Source organism: Acinetobacter sp. RF14B, assembly GCF_006864105.1.
Taxonomy (GTDB): domain Bacteria; phylum Pseudomonadota; class Gammaproteobacteria; order Pseudomonadales; family Moraxellaceae; genus Acinetobacter; species Acinetobacter lwoffii_C.
In genome coordinates this window covers 1-17,068 of the sequence record NZ_SMTB01000060.1, presented here as the reverse complement: position 1 = coordinate 17,068, position 17,068 = coordinate 1, and the positions used below count along the sequence as shown (strand labels likewise).

Genomic DNA, 17,068 nt, shown 5'->3' with positions numbered 1-17,068 from the left:
ACGCTGCTCGCTGGCACGCGCCAGCCAGTATTGCCAGCGGTCTTCCTGTTTCTGGTTCACGTTCATGGCGTCAATCGCACGAATCAGACTCTCCCAGGCACCAAAACGAATCGACTGACGGGCATAGATTTCAGCTTCTTCCGAGCTAAATGGCAACCCATAACTGGCATCCAGCGCATTCAGCACTTCACGGTTATAGTTATTTTTCATGACAGTCGTGCCGCCGATATAACCTACTGTCCGAAACAGGGCTTTTTGTACTTCTGCTGGAGTTCCTTCAGTAGTCCGCTTGACTATTGATAAGGCCGAATTCAGATCAGTATCTGCCAAGCGACCTAAGGCATATACCAGATAAGCATGGTCAACAGTCGTACTTTTTGGTGCCGACCATAAATAAGCGGTTGGATTGGCCTGAATGCTATTTAGCTGGGCCAGAGACAGATTCAGACCCAAATCTTGCGCCGTCGCGATGGCTTGTCCAGACTGACCGGCACGCAACTGCACCCACAGGCGCTGCTGACGGTCTTCCGTAGTCATAAGTGGACTGGATAACATCATGCGGCCCAAGCCATTGCATGAATCTGGCTGGGAATTTGTTGTTAGCCAAACATCCTTAAATTCGGCATAGACTAAGGGATCACCACTTTTGGCACGCACTTGTGCGATTGCACAGGCTTCAGCCCGGTCAGCATTGGTCACATATTGTAAAACCGGTTGGGCTGCAGCAAAGTCAGCCATTTTAACTTTTTCTTCGACATAATCGGCTGCCAGCTTTTCAGCCATGGCGGAGTGTGGATAGCGCTGTACAAAGTTGATGATCTGGTTGGCCGGCTGCAAGGCAAGATTCTGGTTCAGAATCCAGTATTCCGGATAGTAGCCCAACACGTCATTTTGCATAGCAAGTCGATATTGTTGTAAGAGTTGAGTATTTCCTGCATTTGCAGCACGTAAGGCATCATTAAACTGTGCTTCGGCAGCCTGGGTATTTGCCGCATAGATACAGGCGAAACTTAAGGTCATTAACTTATAGTATTTGCGTATGTTTTGAGTACCTTTTAACATCCAGCTGCCTTCTATCATCAATTTTGTGCCGAGCATATGCTGCTTATCATAAGAGCTTGCTAGCAGATTATAACCAATTGTATTGTTCAGTTATGTAACCTAATAATTCAGCAGTTTTAATCTTCAGATTATTTTTGTCTGTCAATGAATATTTTTCCACCCCTAATTTAGGCTATAAGTTTAAACCACTTTCCTGCTAAAATACGCGCCATTTAAAGATTTCAATCTGTGAACTGAATCCTTCTTGAGCTGCGTGTTCATCAACTGCCAGTTCATTCACATTCGAGCTATTATTTTGTAGGAGCCTTCATGACGGTTCAAACCTTCATTCCGAATGGTGCCCCAGCTGCCTCAGAAAACACTGTTACCCAGCCAGCGCACACCCTAGCCAGCGATCCTTCAGTCAAAAAGCTGTATATCGAAACGCAAGGGTGTCAGATGAATGAGTATGACAGTCATCGTATGGCAGACCTGTTGGGCGACTCACATGGTTATGTCCTGACCAGCAATCCCAAAGAAGCCGATGTACTGCTTATGAACACCTGCTCAATCCGTGAAAAGGCACAGGAAAAAGTCTTTTCTGAACTGGGCCGCTGGCGCAAGCTCAAAGAACAGAATCCTGATCTGATTATCGGGGTCGGTGGTTGCGTGGCCTCTCAGGAAGGCGACAATATTCAAAAACGTGCCAATTATGTGGATATGATTTTTGGTCCACAAACCCTGCACCGTTTACCGCAAATGCTCGATCAGCATTTTGAACAGGTCGAAAAACCTAAAAAAGAAAAAATCAAACTGGTAGACATTTCCTTTCCCGATATTGAAAAATTCGACTTCCTGCCTGAACCGCGTGTGGAAGGCTATAAGGCCTTTGTGTCGATTATGGAAGGCTGTTCAAAATATTGCTCATTCTGTGTCGTACCTTATACGCGTGGTGAAGAAGTTTCTCGCCCGCTGGATGATGTGCTGGCAGAAATTGCAGGTCTGGCTGAAAAAGGCGTACGTGAGGTTTCGCTGCTCGGTCAAAACGTCAATGGCTACCGTGGGGAAACTTTTGACGGCAACATCTGTACCTTTGCCGACTTGTTACGTTTAGTTGCAGAAATTCCGGGTATTGGCCGCATCCGTTATACCACTTCGCATCCACTGGAATTCAATGATGATCTGATCCAGTGCTATCGCGATCTGCCACAGATGGTGTCACACCTGCATTTGCCGGTCCAAAGCGGCTCCAATGATGTTCTGCAAGCGATGAAGCGCAACCACACCATTGATGTCTATATCGAAAAGATTGCCAAGCTGCGTAAAGTCCGTCCCGATATGCACCTGTCGTCAGACTTTATCATTGGCTTCCCGGGTGAAACTGATGAAAACTTTGCAGAAACCTATCAGTTTATCCAAGACCTGGACTTTGATCACTCTTATAGCTTTATCTATTCAAAACGCCCTGGCACACCGGCGGCAGAGCTTGAAGACACCACACCTGAAGCCGTGAAAAAAGAACGTCTGGCTAAAGTTCAGCAATGGATTAAACATTCAAGTATTGAGAAAACCGATGCCATGCTCGGCTGCATTCAGCGTGTGCTGATTGAGAAAGTATCCGATAAAGATCCAAACCTGCTTATAGGCACGGCTGATAATACCCGTTTGGTCTCATTTATTGGCGATCCAGCTTGGGTTGGACGTTTTGCCGAAATTGAAATTACCGAAATTAAAACTTTAAATTTTGTTTACGGTGAACTCTTGAATCTTGAGCCTGACGTGGCGTAATGTAGGGGATATACCGACACTTGTATAAGGAACACTCTTGACTGCAACGATTCGACGTACAGTAGCTTTCCCTGGAATTTCAATTGACCGTTTACAAGCCGTTTTGGGTACTTATAACGGTCATTTGAAGCAAATTGAACAACGTTTAGATGTCAAAATTTCCCATCGAGGTGAAAGTTTCTTTATCGATGGTGGAATCGATGCTGTAGAAAGAGCGGAAACGCTCTTACAGCGCCTGCACGAAGAATCTGAACATAGCCAGCAAATCAGTGCCGACACCCTGCATATGATGATTCAAGGCAGTCAGACTGACCGCGAGCTTCAGGAAGATATTGAAGATCAGGAACATACTGGTCTGGATGCCGTTTGGTTACAAACCCGTAAAGGACGCATTAATCCGCGTGGTGCCAACCAGAAGCGTTATGTTCAGCGCATTTTGCAAAGTGATATTTCGTTTGGTATTGGCCCTGCCGGTACGGGTAAAACCTATCTTGCAGTAGCAGCTGCTGTCGATATGCTGGAACGTAATGAAATCCAGCGTATTCTACTGGTGCGTCCCGCGGTTGAAGCCGGTGAAAAACTCGGCTTTTTGCCAGGTGACTTGAGCCAAAAAATTGATCCCTACCTGCGTCCTCTTTACGATGCCCTGTATGAAATGCTGGGCTTTGAAAAAGTGGCCAAGCTGATTGAACGTCAAATTATCGAAGTGGCACCGCTGGCTTATATGCGTGGTCGGACTTTAAACCACTCCTTTGTCATTTTAGATGAAGCACAAAACACCACACCAGAACAGATGAAGATGTTCCTGACCCGTTTGGGTTTTGGTTCGCGTGCGGTTATCACTGGTGACATCACGCAGGTGGATTTACCGCGTGGTCAACAATCTGGGTTGGCGCATGCCTTACGTGTCATTGACAAGATCAAAGAAATTCATATTACTCGCTTCCACTCACGCGACGTGGTACGTCATCAATTGGTACAGAAAATTGTTGAGGCCTATGAAGGCTGGGATAGCGAACAGCAACGTCTAACGGCAGAACAGCGTGCGGAACGCAAAGCCCGTCAAGAAGCCTTAGTTGCGGACAATGATGCAAAAGCGGATGAGCAGCATCAAGACTAAATCATTTAAGGATTCATTTTGAAACTCAATCTTTCCTTGCAGCAAAACTTTCAGTCACCTGAGCTGGTGCTGAAACGTGCCTATATTAAAAAAGTCGCAGAAACTGTATTACGCCATATCGGCACCCAAAGTGATTGCGAAATGGGGATTGCCTGTGTCGATCATGATGAAAGTCATAAGCTCAACCTGGAATATCGTGGCAAAGATAAACCGACCAATGTCTTGTCCTTTCCCAGTGATATTCCAGATGAAATGGCACAATTTCTGGATGCCTTTCCGATTGGCGATCTGGTAATTTGTATTCCAGTGGTCTTACAGGAAGCCACTGAGCAAGACAAAACTCCTCTGACACATTTCACCCATATGCTGGTGCATGGCATATTACATTTAATGGGTTATGATCACGAAACTTCAGATGAAGATGCCGAAGAAATGGAAGGTATTGAAATCGACATTCTGGCTAAACTTGGTATTGACAATCCTTATCTGGAACAAAATTAAGATTTTACTATTAAGAATAGCGGGCTTAGGCTCGCTTTTTTATGCCTGTAAATAGCAATCAAGTCAATGCTACTTAATTCAACTAAAGTTGATAAAATACAGCTCATAACCATAAAGATGCTGAGCTAAAGTTCAGGATAAAAATGAAAAAGATTCTTCTGGTATTGCTACTCGTGGGCACTTCGCTTCTATCTTCAACGCTTTATGCAAGTTCAAAGACGGTATGTAAAGAAACCCAATTTCAAAAGGCAGATGAAGTCTGGACAGGTCATTATTATTTAAATGGCGTCATGGAAACAGGCTCTGAAATGCTGTTATTGCCTGAAGGTAAATTTAAATGGTATATGGCTTATGGAGCCCTAGAGCAATATGCTGAAGGTAGATGGTGGAAAAATGGCAACTGCATCGGTTTAAAACCTGAGCGTAAATATAAAAAGCATCTGAGGATTTTTCCAAAGCATCTGAAAATTGAAGGCAAATTTTTAAATGTGATTTGGAACAGTTCTGGAGAACACGGTTATTATCATCGTGTGGAAAAATAATTTCAGGATTTTGAAAGTTTAACTAAAGGAATAACTGAGATTGCACTTTCCTACTGGAGCAGCCTGCAGGATATTCATGCCTGGCATCAGGACGCTGAACACCAGGCCGCGCAACAATTCGGTAAAGAGAACTGGTATTGCTATTTCAGCATGGATGTCTGCAAGGCACTACGCCATTATGAAACAGCGCCGGATTAACGTACTTCAAATTCTGCCTCTGCCGGATCAAAGCGCCAGGTTCGGATAATACGCAGTTCAGAAATATCCTTCATCTTGCTGTCAAAAGCCCCAAAAGGTGCAGCCTTACGCACTGATGCTTTGGCTGCTTCATCCAGCAAATGATGTCCCGAACTGTCAATCAGGCGAATCGCCCGAATTCCACCGTTCTGGTTTAAAATGACCATCAGGCGCACTTCACCAGCCAGATTTTGCTGTCGGGCCGCATCCGGATAATAGCGGTTACCATAAAACTCTACTTTTTGACGGAATTTTTCCAGATAAGCCGCTGACACATCCTGCTTGGCCTGAATACCATCCACCGTTTTAATCTTTTGCTGACGACTAAAGTTTTGCTGTCGCTGTAAATATTGCGCTTCCAGACTTGCGACCATGGCGGCTTTGGCTTGGAACTGGCTATTGAGCTGTTCCTGCATTTTCTTCCGCTGATTTTCTTCCGCCTGTTTTTGCCAGCTTAAAGTAGTCATCAGGACTTTTTCTTCAAAACTTAGCTCACGCTGCTGTTGCAGCATATCCGGGCTGTCCTGCTGCTCTTCCCCGGCCTTTTGTTCCGCAAAAGGCGATGGCTGATCGCTCGACATACGATGTACTTCGCGGAACTTGCCTGAACCCTGTTGATCTGTCTGCCCCAGAAAATCTGCCTGCTCAACTTTATTTTCACTTTGACGCAGGCTCACGGCAATTTCCTTGGTCGAGGTTTTCTCATCCTGCGGCATTGCAAATTCCAGAGTCAGCACCACCAGATGCAAGACCACTGCTGCCAGCACGGCACTGCTAAAAACTGGATCTTTCCACCAGACTTTAACCAGAGGCATTAATATCATGATTCATCACATTTGCCGAACTCAGGCCGAGTTCATTCCCCAAAAAAATATTCACAGCGCCATTTAAGCAAAATGACATCACATTTTATTTTTAAAAATGCCAATTGCATCAAACCATTAACGCTACATAACCAAAACCCTAAAAATGGTGCAATTTATTTTGCTAAACTTCAAGCGTGAACTCTTGTATTTTTTATATAATTCGACAAGATAACTTCCGAATCAAAAAATATAACCGCCAGGATGCTTCAGTATGCAAACGCTTATTTCCAATATTTCTCAACGACTCCGTCAAGCCTATCAAAAGGCCGAGGGATTTATTGAGGATGAGCGTGAATTTCCATTATCACAAGTTTTCCTGAATGCCACCTTCCAGCGCTTTGTCACCGACAACGTTGCTGCTCTTAAAGATCTGCATGCCGATCTGCATGATGACTGGTTACGCCTGTATGCCACACTGGACTACAAGGGACTAGTAGTAACTTTATCAGTAGACCTGAAACTGGTGCAGATGGAGCTAAATAAGGCAACCCAACTGATTGTATTTGAGCAGATCAGTGATACCCAACTGATTGATGCCAAATATCCGAATATTTTCTATAAATTGGGGGTTCGCTTTGCGCTGTTTTTCTATCAGCGTGTTTTAAACAAAGATCCGCTCGGCATGATTCTGGAAAAACTAGGCGTAATTAAAGTAATCGATGACTTATTGTATTTAGATCTGAATCGCTGGCTAGGCAAGAACCGCTCTGTAATTGACACCCTGGCCAAAGTTCATGTCAATCACGCCGTATTACGTGAAGCGGAACTGGTGGTCATCGGCAACGTTAACCTCACGGCCCTGTTCAGCAAGCTTTCCCAAACAAGAAGTAATGACATGGATAATGATGAGGTGGATGACGATAAAGTGACGCCCATCAGACAAAAAGATCCTGCTTAAAATAAAAAGCATGTTATTTTTTATCCAAAATCGAAAAAAACTACATGAAATATACAGTTTTGAGGCGCATCTCCCTTCAATTTCCATATTTCACCCAAATAATAAAGCGTAAACTTAACAATAGATGCGCTGTTTAAATAACACAGGAAACTTAGGTATGGCAAAAACGGTATTCAAGACTTTAGGAATAACTGCCGGTTTAAGCACTGTACTGTTATTCACTGGAATGAGCCAGGCTTTTGCTATTGCGCCCTTTCAGGCCAGTTATCAATTTAATTATAATGGCAAAAATCTGGGTTCTGCGACTCGTACCCTCAGCAAATCTGGCAACAACTGGACTTATGTGTTTGCCGCCAAAGCCGGAGGAATTGCGTCTGCTACAGAAACCAGCCGTTTTTCCTTTAATAATGGCAAGATTGGTTCAAGCAGTTTCAAGCGTAGTAGCAAAATTCTGGTACATAACAACACCTTGACAATAAATTTCAACCCTTCCAGTAAAACAGTTCAGACTCAGAAAGACGATGAAAAGCGCTCTTTTGCCTGGAAAGCAGATGTACTGGATGAACTGAATGCCGAGTTGCAGATTCGTGAGGATTTGAAAGGATCAGGTTTAAAATCCAACTATTATATTGCGGATGCTAAAGAAATCGAGCCTCGCAAATTTGTCAAACAGGGTACAGAAAATATTACGACTCAATACGGCACTTTTAATACTGTCAAGGTGGTGATGAAACACAGCAAGGCAGGTCGTGAAACTATTTTCTGGCTTGCCCCTAAACTTGACTATCTGCCAGTCAAAGTGACGCATGTTGACAAGAAAACTTCCTATGGTTTACTCCTCACCGACTATAAAGGGGCAAGCAACTAAGGTTTTTGTTGAATTTAGCTTGATTTTTTCCGGGTGCTTTTTACAATACGCTTTTGCTTGAAAAAGCACCTGCTTTTGAGGATTCTCCCCGTGCATGCACTAGAACAGAAAATCTTGGCTGAAGGTATCGTTCTGTCTGAAGAAGTTCTGAAAGTTGATTCTTTCTTAAATCACCAAATCGATCCTGTAATGATGCAGCAAATTGGTCAAGAATTTGCGCGTCTGTTTAAAGATAGCGGTATTACCAAAATTATTACTATTGAAGCCTCTGGTATTGCCCCTGCTGTAATGGCAGGTTTGGAACTGGGTGTTCCCGTGATTTTTGCACGTAAATATCAGTCTTTAACGCTAAAAGAGGATTTATACCGTTCTAAGGTATTCTCGTTTACCAAACAGACTGAAAGTACGATTGCCATTTCTAACAAACACATCAGCTCAACCGATAAAGTTCTGGTCATTGATGACTTTCTGGCAAATGGTCAGGCTGCGCTAGGTCTGGCTGACCTGATTCATCAAGCGAAGGCTGAAGTTGTCGGTATTGGTATTGTGATTGAAAAATCCTTCCAGCCAGGCCGTGAACTGTTACTTGAAAAAGGCTATCGTGTTGAATCATTGGCACGTGTAAAGTCGCTGACCAATGGTACGGTTAATTTCGTACGTGACTAAGTTCTAGCATTTCATTTAAAAGCGCCAGATCTGGCGCTTTTTTTAAACATTTTTATAGTCTTAATATCCTCTGTTCTAAGATGCTTATTTCGTTTTATCCAATTTATACCCAATACATCTAACAGGAATTAAATCACATAATAAAAAAACTCTAAAAAAATAGGAGCTATTATTCTTTTTATTTTTAAAGATAAATTATGTTTCTATTTAAACATCTACTCAATAAGTATAAATATCAAATTCTATTGAAAATATAGTTAATCAGTCACTATCCAGTTTATTTATAGCCAGATTAACGCAATATACACCTCAGGCTTTGCAGGTTTAGACTTAGATCAATATCTTCCATCTTGAGTCAATCCTTTAAGTCCAGCATAAGGATCAGCAGCAATCATTTAAGCACCCTCAGCTTTCAGTCGGATGCTTCATCAAAATCAGTGTTGTGGTCTGATACCGTGTCACCCTTTATTTTTGATATGCAGGGGGTTACTTGATTGAAATATGAGTTTATTTACAGCTAAGATACAATGCCTTAGCGTGAATTCATCTAGAATTAAATCAATATAGCAGCTTCCTGATAGAGCATTTATCATGCTTCGCTATACCATTAGCTATAATGAATAATTGATTCATGTGCTTCATAACAGTCATCTACTCTAGATAAACCAATACCAATTGTTGATGGAAAAACCTATGCAATGTCCTAAATGTAGTTCGGCCGACATCGAAAAACGCGACCATGAGCAATTATTAAAAAAAACCGGTGGTGTATTATTAGCTTCAGCAGGAGCGACGGCGGGAACCGTAGGAGGTGCAGCATCCGGAGCTTCGATTGGAGCCGCCATCGGGACAGTTGCCGGGCCTTTGGGCGTGATTGTAGGCGGTACGGTAGGTACCTTCGTCGGAGCCATTAGCGTAGGCATTACTGGTGGAGTGGTAGGCAATTTCCTCGGTAAAAAAGCCGGTGTATCGGTAGACCGTAACCTCTTTTTAGACCACCAGTGCCTAAGCTGCAAACATAGATTTAGCCTAAAAGATCAAAAAACAGACTAAGCCAGTTGAGGAAATGATTTCCTCATTTCCTCTTGAATTTAAACGCTTAACCCTGATGCAGTTTTAAGGCAACTTCGGCCAGTCGTCTACCTTGTACCTCACAAAGAATCTTTTCATCCTGACTTAAGCCTTGATCATGGCGTGGCCCACTGACATGACTGGCACCATAAGGCGTGCCACCCGTTTTGGTATTCGATAAGGCGGGCACCGCATTACTCAATCCTATAATCAACATGCCATGATGAAACAAAGGCGGCAGCATGGTCAGCAACGTGCTTTCCTGTCCGCCATGCATTGAGCCTGATGCGGTAAACACACAGGCCGGCTTGCCATGCAAGGCTCCATTCAACCATAGACTGGTGGTCTGATCCCAAAAATATTTCATTTCAGAGGCCATATTGCCAAAACGTGTCGGCGAACCTAAGGCCAGACCTGAACATTGCGCCAGTTCCTCAATCGTACAGTAAATATCCCCTTCTGCCGGAATACTGGGTTCCGCCTGAGTGACCACGGTGGCAAGATTTGGAACAGTCCGGATTTTTACTGCCATGCCTGCGGCTTCTACACCATTTGCAATCAAATGTGCCATTTCTTTGGTCGAGCCATATTTGCTGTAATATAAAACAAGGATATAAGGTTGCATGCTGACTCTTATTCATTACTAAAAAATAAAACTATACGGTATTTTGCATCTTTTTTGGTTAAGCTGGTCAGGGAAAATACATGATGACTAGAAAAATCGAGATTGAGTACAGATGATTTTGGATTATATAAAGAAGTTACCTTTTTATGAGAAACACTGGTTTCAATTTATTCTGTTTGTCCTTGGCCGCTTTGAACATGATCGTTGCCGGGAACAGGCGGGTTCATTAACCTATACCACCCTATTTGCGGTGGTGCCTATGCTGACAGTCTTTCTTGTCATCATCTCCTCCATTAAAGCCCTGGAGCCAGCCCGACAACAGTTACAACAGCTAATTTATAGTAACTTTTTACCCAAAACCACGATTGCTTTTGACAAGGCGCTCAGTGCATTTACTGATAAATCCAGCAATTTAACCGTGATTGGTGTGCTGTTTTTATTTGTGACCACCATCCTGATGCTCAGCAGCATTGAAACTGCTTTTAACCGGATCTGGCGGGTCAATAAAACTCGTGGTGGACTCATAGGCTTTATGCGTTACTGGACCATTATCTCGCTTGGTCCCATTTTACTGGGCAGTGCCTTTGTCATTTCCTCAACTTTGGCTTCACTCAATGTTCTGAGCAATAATTTTACCGGATATGAATTGAATGGAACTTTTCTACTCTGGATCATTTCTTTTTCTTTAACGGTCCTGGGTTTTTTTATTTTAAACTGGACCATTCCCAACCGAAGTGTACCGATCAAATCTGCCCTGATTGCGGGCCTGTTTAGTGCAAGCGTATTTGAGCTGCTCAAGAACCTGTTTGGTTTTGTGATGACCAACTTTACCAGCTACGAAATTATCTATGGTGCTTTTGCAGCCATACCGATTTTTCTGCTGTGGATTTATCTGTCATGGAATATTATCCTGCTGGGCGTAGAGATTAGTTATGCCCTGACCGCTTTTGAATCTGGCCGTGACTGCAAACGCCATCCGATGATTATATTGCTGGATTTACTGGCACTATTTTATAAAAAACAAAAAACGGGTGAATGTGTCAGTGAAGCCGAAGCACTCGAGGTTTTGGGACAGGACGAAATTGGACGCTGGCCTAGCTATGTGGACATGTTTGAAAAACAGAATCTGATCAAATGCACCGAGGATAATCAATATGTGCTGGTACGTGACCTGGATCAGGTGAGTTTCTGGAATTTTTATTTACAGTTGCCTTATCCTCTGCCGCACAAGCAGCATCTGAATGATCCTGCCGCAGAGGAAATATGGATGCAGAAACTTTCTTCTAATATTTTGGCCACCGATCAATATCTGGAAGATAAGTTGAGTTTTCCATTATCTGACCTGTTCCGGAATAAATAAACAAGACAACCCCTCTCTCTGGAGAGGGGTTTTCCGATCTATGAGGGTTAACTCTTTAGAGATTTTCAGCCAATTACAGCACCAGTGGGCAGAAATGGCTTATGTAGAAGCACATGTACGCCCCATAAAGTTAAGGCTGTGAGAAGGGAAAGAATCGGCACAGAACCTAAGGCGATCTATCAGAGGGCAGTAATATCGCTGGCCGCCGATTTAAGATCACCTGCTGTAATCCCTAGAAGCCACATAATAAAACATGAGGGCAAATGCTTTAACCTCTAAGGCCTGATAATGGTTGATTGATAACCTTGCTTTTCACTTGAAGGAAAATACGATCAAAGCAGCAACAATCCAATATAGACTTAAAAAATATTGAAGCGCTGACTCAAAGCACATGGCTTTGGCCACGATCGGCTTCTCCTCATTCCATGATGATCATAAAAAAAGGAGCCTCTTGACTCCTTGATCTAAACATCAGGCCTTATTTCACAAAAGTTGACCATAGATAGTCTTTTTCTTTGCCTTTCAGGGTCATGTTCAGTCGGTCACCAAATTGCAGGGCGGCCACACCGGCTGGCGTACCGGTCATCACCACATCTCCGGCTTCCAGCGTAAATATCTGACTAATCTCGACCAGTAAGGTAGCAAGATCAAAAATCAATAAAGCCGTATCGCCTGTTTGACGCCGCTCGTTATTGATGTCAAGCGTATACTGCACGTCTTTCCAATCCGTGATCACATCCGCTACAGGTACCCAGTCCGCCAACATACAGGAACCATCAAAGGCTTTGGCACGTTCCCAAGGCTGGCCTTTTTTCTTTAGCTCATCCTGAAGGTCACGCAGGGTCAAATCCAGGCCAAGCGTCACAGCGCCAATCGCCTCTAATACTTTGGCAGGATCGCTTTCCTGAGTTAAAGTGCGATCAATACGCAAACTCAACTCACACTCATAGTGGCAGTTGCCCCAAGCCGGATTCCATGTAATTCCCGCATCCAGCGACCTTAAGGCACTCGGCGGCTTGATAAACAGGACAGGACGATCAGGTACTGCATTCCCCAATTCTTTGGCATGATCTGCATAGCTGCGACCCACACAGACAATTTTTGATGGACGGGTACTCATGATCTGGTTCCTTATCTTGATCGGTCTTATTGCTTGAAAGTATTTTCGAAAAGGCTTTGTTCAGTTGTATCTTTAAAAGCACGCTTAGGGATAATGATAACTGTACGGTTTTTCAGTTCCAGCATATAGGTCAGTTTACCCATCGCAAAAGTTTTTACTTCATTATAATGCACGATCTTGCTGCGCCCATTATTAAAGATTGCCGCATAGTCCTGAAACAGGTCAATCCCCTGCTCACTTTTGCCAAACTGATATTTAATAAACTGGCGTTTGAACATCATCGGTAAAAACCAGTAACGCATAATTGCCTGCAATATCAGGAAAAAGGCCCCAAGTGCCACATAATAGCGCCCGACCCCATCAAAACCCATGGAAAAACCCCAGATAATAATCCCGATACTAACCAAAGGAGTCAGAAAACGGCTGATCTGCTTTTTGCCAAAAGTGGCCAAGGCAAATCCATCTTGAGACTCCTCCAGAGTCAGAAAATAGCGGGTCGATAAGGTTGGTGCTGACTCAGTCATAGTGTCACATCAAAAAATATAATCCTGTTCCATACTATAACAAAATATGCTTAAAACTCATGGCTTATGCGCTTAATTACATAACTTTGCTTTGGAAATAACAGGATTTTAGTTTAGACAAATCCTCATTAAATCAAAAACACCTGCCCAGGCAATGGAATGAAAAGATTAACACCCTATTTAGTGATTAGTAGCGTATTCCCAACGCCCCTATCTGCTTTTGCAAACATTATCTTATGTACAGCCAGTCTGCCCAGTAAGCTTGATATATTTCAGGGCAATGCCCAGTAACTGGCTGAATTGACTGGCGCAGGCCGCCTGATTTATGCATAGCCACCGGAATCCTTTTACCGACCGTTAAGACCAGCGCCAGTCTAAGGCCCAGCTTTATAGTGCAGCCATCATCCTGTCTGTTTCCAAAGCGCAGGTAAAAAAACAATTGCAGCATTATCCAGAAGATAACGACCTGCTTCCGGTATGAATCTCAACCAAAGTCATTGACCAGCAGGCGGCTATTCAGCAGAAATATCAGCTACCTCCCAATTCCGGTATTAAATTTTAAAGTAAATGGGCTAATGCAACGTCATTTAGGAGAGCCTCGCATCAGCATCCTGATGCTGGATGCGCCGATTTCTTATGGCGCTAACAGACTAGAAGGTTGGCTCTCAGTCCGAATAAGATACTGGTGACCGTGAAGTAGTGGGGTGATTGGCATCAGCCGCAAGGTGTGCTACTCAATAAAAATTAAAATCTTGATGTTTGTTGTTATTATTGATTTTTTGTATAAATATTAAAAAAAACCTAGACCAAAAAAACCGCATCAATGTGCGGTTTTTTCAAAATTTTTATCAAGATTGGTGCGCTCAGAGAGATTCGAACTCCCGACCCCTTAGTTCGTAGCCAAGTGCTCTATCCAGCTGAGCTATGAGCGCGACATCTTGATGGGGTGCATTATATAGAGTTTTTATCAGTTGTTAAGTGTTTTTAATAAAATTACAACTGAACGTACAGTAATTAAACGATACAACCCTATTTAAGTTTTTTTTGAGGAATATTCCTGTAAATTTAGAGCTAAAAGCAATAACTCACATTTGGCAAAATCCAAGAATTGACCAAGTTCATATTTAATTCAATTAAAACTGGTTGTACTCAGATGCTGAATACATGATTGACCGACTCCACAATCAGGACATTTTGTCAGACCGAATGCTCCAGATTCATGGACAATATATTTATTGATTTTCTTACTTCCTGACCAGTGCTTGACATGTTTGGGGACAGCAAACTTCAAAACTCTGAACGGTATGTTTACCGACAAGAAGATCGCCGGCTGCCTGTATCACGCCATCTAGGCTTGGAAACGCCTGAGCATTATTTTTAGCATGAATTTTTTGGGATACGGTGAATTTTGGGCACAAAAAAACCGCTTTGCAAGCGGTTGATTGTTCAAGTTGGTGCGCTCAGAGAGATTCGAACTCCCGACCCCTTAGTTCGTAGCCAAGTGCTCTATCCAGCTGAGCTATGAGCGCGTAACTTGTTTGCCTGATTGGCGATACGTTATTCTTGCTGTACTTATTGGTGCGCTCAGAGAGATTCGAACTCCCGACCCCTTAGTTCGTAGCCAAGTGCTCTATCCAGCTGAGCTATGAGCGCGACATAAGTAAGCGTGGCGGTGAGAGAGGGATTCGAACCCTCGATACAGTTGCCCGTATGCGTCCTTAGCAGGGACGTGGTTTCAGCCACTCACCCATCTCACCGTAACGTGCGGCCATAATACAAATTTCAGCATGGCACTGCAAGCACAGCTTGAAAAAAAAATGCAGTTTTTTGATCGTTTACATACTTTTTAAACAATTTCACTGGTTTTCATCAATTTTTTGCTAGAAAATCCTTGGATATTTCCCATTATCTGTAATGCAGCACCAACCGAAAGCTTAAATAGATTATTGCAATCATTTACGTGCAGTCTGCGCGTACATGACTTATGCTAAACCTACCTCTTAGGACAAATTTAAAGACATGATGAAAAACTGGGTCGATCCTGAAGCAAAAGCTGAAGCCGAACGTTATGAGAACCCGATTCCGAGCCGTACGCTCATTCTCGAAACTATAGAAAAAAATAACGCCCAGTCCCATGCAGACCTGGTGGAATATTTTGAAATTGCTGATCAAAAAAGTATTGAGGCCCTCAGTCATCGCATGATCGCCATGGTGCGTGATGGGCAACTGATGAAAGACGGTTATAAATTCCAGATTGCCACAGAACAGCCCGAATACGAAGCTACGGTATATATCAACTCTAAAGGGATGGGAACGGCGAACATCTCAGGTCAGGACGACCTGCTTCTACCTGAGCGTGAACTGCGTCAGGTCTTTCATGGTGACCGCATCAAGGTGCGTCAGACTTCGATTGACCGTAAAGGCAAGGCCTGGGGCTTCATTACCGACATTATGCAGCACCGCGTCAAACAGGTCATCGGTAAAGTGGCAGAGTATGAAGGTGAATATTTTGTACAACCTGCGCCCCCGAATGCCCATCAACCGATTACTCTGGAAAAAGAGCTGATCGAGCATGCTCAGGTCAAAGTCGGTGATTCGATTCGGGTGGCGATTGACCGTTATCCGACCAAGGAAGAATTTGCTACCGGACATATTGTCCAGTCGATGGCGGATCGGGCCGATACTGAAATCATTATTCCGCAAACCATTCTGGAATATGGCCTGCCCTATGAGTTTCCGGAAGAAGTCATTCATGAGGCTGAAAGCTTTAAAGAGCCGACAGCCAAAGACCGCGAAGGCCGGGTCGATTTACGTGATCTGGCGCTGGTGACCATTGATGGTGAAGATGCTCGTGACTTTGATGATGCGGTATATGCAGAAAAACGCCCGGGCGGTGGTTATCGGGTGGTCGTGGCCATTGCCGATGTTAGCCATTATGTCCGTCCAGGCAAGCCATTGGATGATGAAGCCAAAGAGCGTGGTACATCTGTGTATTTCCCGCATTTTGTCTTGCCGATGCTGCCAGAGGCATTATCCAATGGACTATGTTCTTTAAATCCGGATGTTGACCGTCTCTGCATGGTCTGTGACTTAAAGCTGTCACGTGCTGGCCGGGTAACTGGATATGAGTTCTATCCTTCAGTGATGCACTCCAAAGCACGTCTGACCTATGATCAGGTGGCTACATACTTTGAAGGCGACAGCACAGCTATTACCGAAGACCGTAATGTACGCAAATCGCTCAACACGCTGTTTCAGCTTTATCAAGTGCTTAAAGGCTTACGTGCCGAACGGCATGCGATGGAGTTTGAAACCGTCGAAACCTATATGACTTTTGATGAGCTGGGCGGAATCAAGGAAATTTTGCCACGCACCCGTAATGATGCTCACAAGCTGATTGAAGAATGCATGCTGCTCGCCAATGTCGCGGCGGCTGAATATGCCATCAAGCATGAAGTACCGATGCTGTATCGCGTCCATGAAGCACCCGAGTTTTCACGCATTCAGAAAGTACGTGAGTTTGTCAAACTTCTGGGCCTGCAATTTCCAGAACAACCCACCCAAGCCGATTATCAGGCGGTGATTGAAGCCACCAAGGACCGGATTGATGCACCTAGTATTCATGCCGTGTTATTGCGCTCAATGATGCAGGCTTATTATGGTGCCAAGAATGTGGGGCATTATGGTCTGGCTTATGAAGCATATACGCATTTTACTTCGCCAATTCGCCGCTATCCAGACCTGCTTCTGCATCGTGCGATCAAGACCCATCTGGCACAAAAACCGTACCCGGTGTCGGGTGCCGCTTTAGATGATGCAGGCGAGCATTTCTCGGCCGCAG

The 17,068-nt window shown here is 43.8% G+C and carries 14 protein-coding genes, 4 tRNA genes and 1 pseudogene; 10 read left to right on the top strand and 9 right to left on the bottom strand.

Annotated elements, in window-relative coordinates:
- A pseudogene (locus E2K52_RS09730) lies at positions 1 to 1,020 on the bottom strand (lytic transglycosylase); the annotation flags it as partial.
- A gap of 351 nt (positions 1,021 to 1,371) precedes the next feature.
- Between E2K52_RS09730 and miaB the strand changes: the two are divergent.
- From miaB to E2K52_RS09710, 4 genes are all read left to right on the top strand, one after another.
- Positions 1,372 to 2,829 (top strand): tRNA (N6-isopentenyl adenosine(37)-C2)-methylthiotransferase MiaB, encoded by a 1,458-nt coding sequence (gene miaB / locus E2K52_RS09725; RefSeq protein ID WP_151204931.1) that lies wholly within the window; start codon positions 1,372 to 1,374, stop codon positions 2,827 to 2,829.
- A gap of 37 nt (positions 2,830 to 2,866) precedes the next feature.
- Positions 2,867 to 3,949, top strand: coding sequence for a PhoH family protein (locus tag E2K52_RS09720; protein WP_151204930.1), 1,083 nt, complete (start codon positions 2,867 to 2,869; stop codon positions 3,947 to 3,949).
- 18 nt (positions 3,950 to 3,967) lie between these two features.
- On the top strand, positions 3,968 to 4,450 hold the full coding sequence (ybeY, locus tag E2K52_RS09715) for an rRNA maturation RNase YbeY (RefSeq protein WP_151204929.1): 483 nt from the start codon (positions 3,968 to 3,970) through the stop codon (positions 4,448 to 4,450).
- Between the two features lie 143 nt (positions 4,451 to 4,593).
- On the top strand, positions 4,594 to 4,992 hold the full coding sequence (locus tag E2K52_RS09710; RefSeq protein ID WP_151204928.1) for a hypothetical protein: 399 nt from the start codon (positions 4,594 to 4,596) through the stop codon (positions 4,990 to 4,992).
- Between the two features lie 194 nt (positions 4,993 to 5,186).
- Here E2K52_RS09710 and E2K52_RS09700 read toward each other — a convergent pair whose 3' ends face one another.
- A complete protein-coding gene (locus E2K52_RS09700) occupies positions 5,187 to 6,044 on the bottom strand; it encodes an energy transducer TonB (protein ID WP_171478839.1) in 858 nt (285 codons plus the stop codon).
- 262 nt (positions 6,045 to 6,306) lie between these two features.
- Between E2K52_RS09700 and E2K52_RS09695 the strand changes: the two genes are divergently transcribed.
- The 4 genes from E2K52_RS09695 (at position 6,307) to E2K52_RS09680 (ending at position 9,580) form a co-directional block, all read left to right on the top strand.
- Entirely contained in the window at positions 6,307 to 6,993 is a 687-nt protein-coding gene (locus tag E2K52_RS09695; RefSeq protein ID WP_151204926.1) for a hypothetical protein, read from the top strand.
- A 157-nt stretch (positions 6,994 to 7,150) separates the two neighbouring features.
- Positions 7,151 to 7,861, top strand: coding sequence for a DUF3108 domain-containing protein (locus E2K52_RS09690; RefSeq protein ID WP_151204925.1), 711 nt, complete (start codon positions 7,151 to 7,153; stop codon positions 7,859 to 7,861).
- Between the two features lie 90 nt (positions 7,862 to 7,951).
- Complete coding sequence (locus tag E2K52_RS09685) at positions 7,952 to 8,527, top strand: xanthine phosphoribosyltransferase (protein WP_151204924.1); 576 nt, start codon at positions 7,952 to 7,954, stop codon at positions 8,525 to 8,527.
- A 693-nt stretch (positions 8,528 to 9,220) separates the two neighbouring features.
- Positions 9,221 to 9,580, top strand: a complete 360-nt coding sequence (locus tag E2K52_RS09680) for a hypothetical protein (protein ID WP_151204923.1) — start codon at positions 9,221 to 9,223, stop codon at positions 9,578 to 9,580.
- 46 nt (positions 9,581 to 9,626) lie between these two features.
- On the opposite strand, the gene wrbA is transcribed toward E2K52_RS09680, so the two are convergent.
- Positions 9,627 to 10,223 carry an NAD(P)H:quinone oxidoreductase gene (gene wrbA / locus E2K52_RS09675; RefSeq protein WP_151204922.1) on the bottom strand — a complete coding sequence of 199 codons (597 nt, stop codon included), beginning with the start codon at positions 10,221 to 10,223 and terminating at the stop codon, positions 9,627 to 9,629.
- Between the two features lie 112 nt (positions 10,224 to 10,335).
- Here wrbA and E2K52_RS09670 point away from each other — a divergent pair, with 112 nt between their 5' ends.
- The gene (locus E2K52_RS09670; RefSeq protein ID WP_151204921.1) at positions 10,336 to 11,583 is read left to right on the top strand and encodes a YihY family inner membrane protein; all 1,248 of its coding nucleotides are present in this window, start codon (positions 10,336 to 10,338) and stop codon (positions 11,581 to 11,583) included.
- Positions 11,584 to 12,061: 478 nt separating this feature from the next.
- On the opposite strand, the gene E2K52_RS09665 is transcribed toward E2K52_RS09670, so the two are convergent.
- The 6 genes from E2K52_RS09665 to E2K52_RS09640 form a co-directional block, all read right to left on the bottom strand.
- Entirely contained in the window at positions 12,062 to 12,703 is a 642-nt protein-coding gene (locus E2K52_RS09665; RefSeq protein WP_151204920.1) for a fumarylacetoacetate hydrolase family protein, read from the bottom strand.
- A gap of 26 nt (positions 12,704 to 12,729) precedes the next feature.
- Positions 12,730 to 13,227 carry a YcxB family protein gene (locus E2K52_RS09660; protein WP_151204919.1) on the bottom strand — a complete coding sequence of 166 codons (498 nt, stop codon included), beginning with the start codon at positions 13,225 to 13,227 and terminating at the stop codon, positions 12,730 to 12,732.
- 855 nt (positions 13,228 to 14,082) lie between these two features.
- Positions 14,083 to 14,159: transfer RNA gene (locus E2K52_RS09655), tRNA-Arg, on the bottom strand.
- A gap of 520 nt (positions 14,160 to 14,679) precedes the next feature.
- A tRNA-Arg gene (locus E2K52_RS09650) sits at positions 14,680 to 14,756 on the bottom strand.
- A gap of 47 nt (positions 14,757 to 14,803) precedes the next feature.
- Positions 14,804 to 14,880: transfer RNA gene (locus tag E2K52_RS09645), tRNA-Arg, on the bottom strand.
- 14 nt (positions 14,881 to 14,894) lie between these two features.
- Positions 14,895 to 14,984, bottom strand: a tRNA-Ser gene (locus tag E2K52_RS09640).
- 262 nt (positions 14,985 to 15,246) lie between these two features.
- Between E2K52_RS09640 and rnr the strand changes: the two genes are divergently transcribed.
- The coding region (gene rnr, locus E2K52_RS09635) for a ribonuclease R (RefSeq protein ID WP_151204918.1) at positions 15,247 to 17,068 on the top strand (1,822 nt) is incomplete at its 3' end.

Coding starts and splice junctions, on each gene's coding strand:
- E2K52_RS09695 (WP_151204926.1), top strand. CDS start 6,307: ATGCAAACGCTTATTTCCAATATTTCTCAACGACTCCGTCAAGCCTAT.
- E2K52_RS09665 (WP_151204920.1), bottom strand. CDS start 12,703: ATGAGTACCCGTCCATCAAAAATTGTCTGTGTGGGTCGCAGCTATGCA.
- wrbA (WP_151204922.1), bottom strand. CDS start 10,223: ATGCAACCTTATATCCTTGTTTTATATTACAGCAAATATGGCTCGACC.
- E2K52_RS09690 (WP_151204925.1), top strand. CDS start 7,151: ATGGCAAAAACGGTATTCAAGACTTTAGGAATAACTGCCGGTTTAAGC.
- E2K52_RS09670 (WP_151204921.1), top strand. CDS start 10,336: ATGATTTTGGATTATATAAAGAAGTTACCTTTTTATGAGAAACACTGG.
- miaB (WP_151204931.1), top strand. CDS start 1,372: ATGACGGTTCAAACCTTCATTCCGAATGGTGCCCCAGCTGCCTCAGAA.
- E2K52_RS09680 (WP_151204923.1), top strand. CDS start 9,221: ATGCAATGTCCTAAATGTAGTTCGGCCGACATCGAAAAACGCGACCAT.
- E2K52_RS09660 (WP_151204919.1), bottom strand. CDS start 13,227: ATGACTGAGTCAGCACCAACCTTATCGACCCGCTATTTTCTGACTCTG.
- E2K52_RS09700 (WP_171478839.1), bottom strand. CDS start 6,044: ATGCCTCTGGTTAAAGTCTGGTGGAAAGATCCAGTTTTTAGCAGTGCC.
- E2K52_RS09710 (WP_151204928.1), top strand. CDS start 4,594: ATGAAAAAGATTCTTCTGGTATTGCTACTCGTGGGCACTTCGCTTCTA.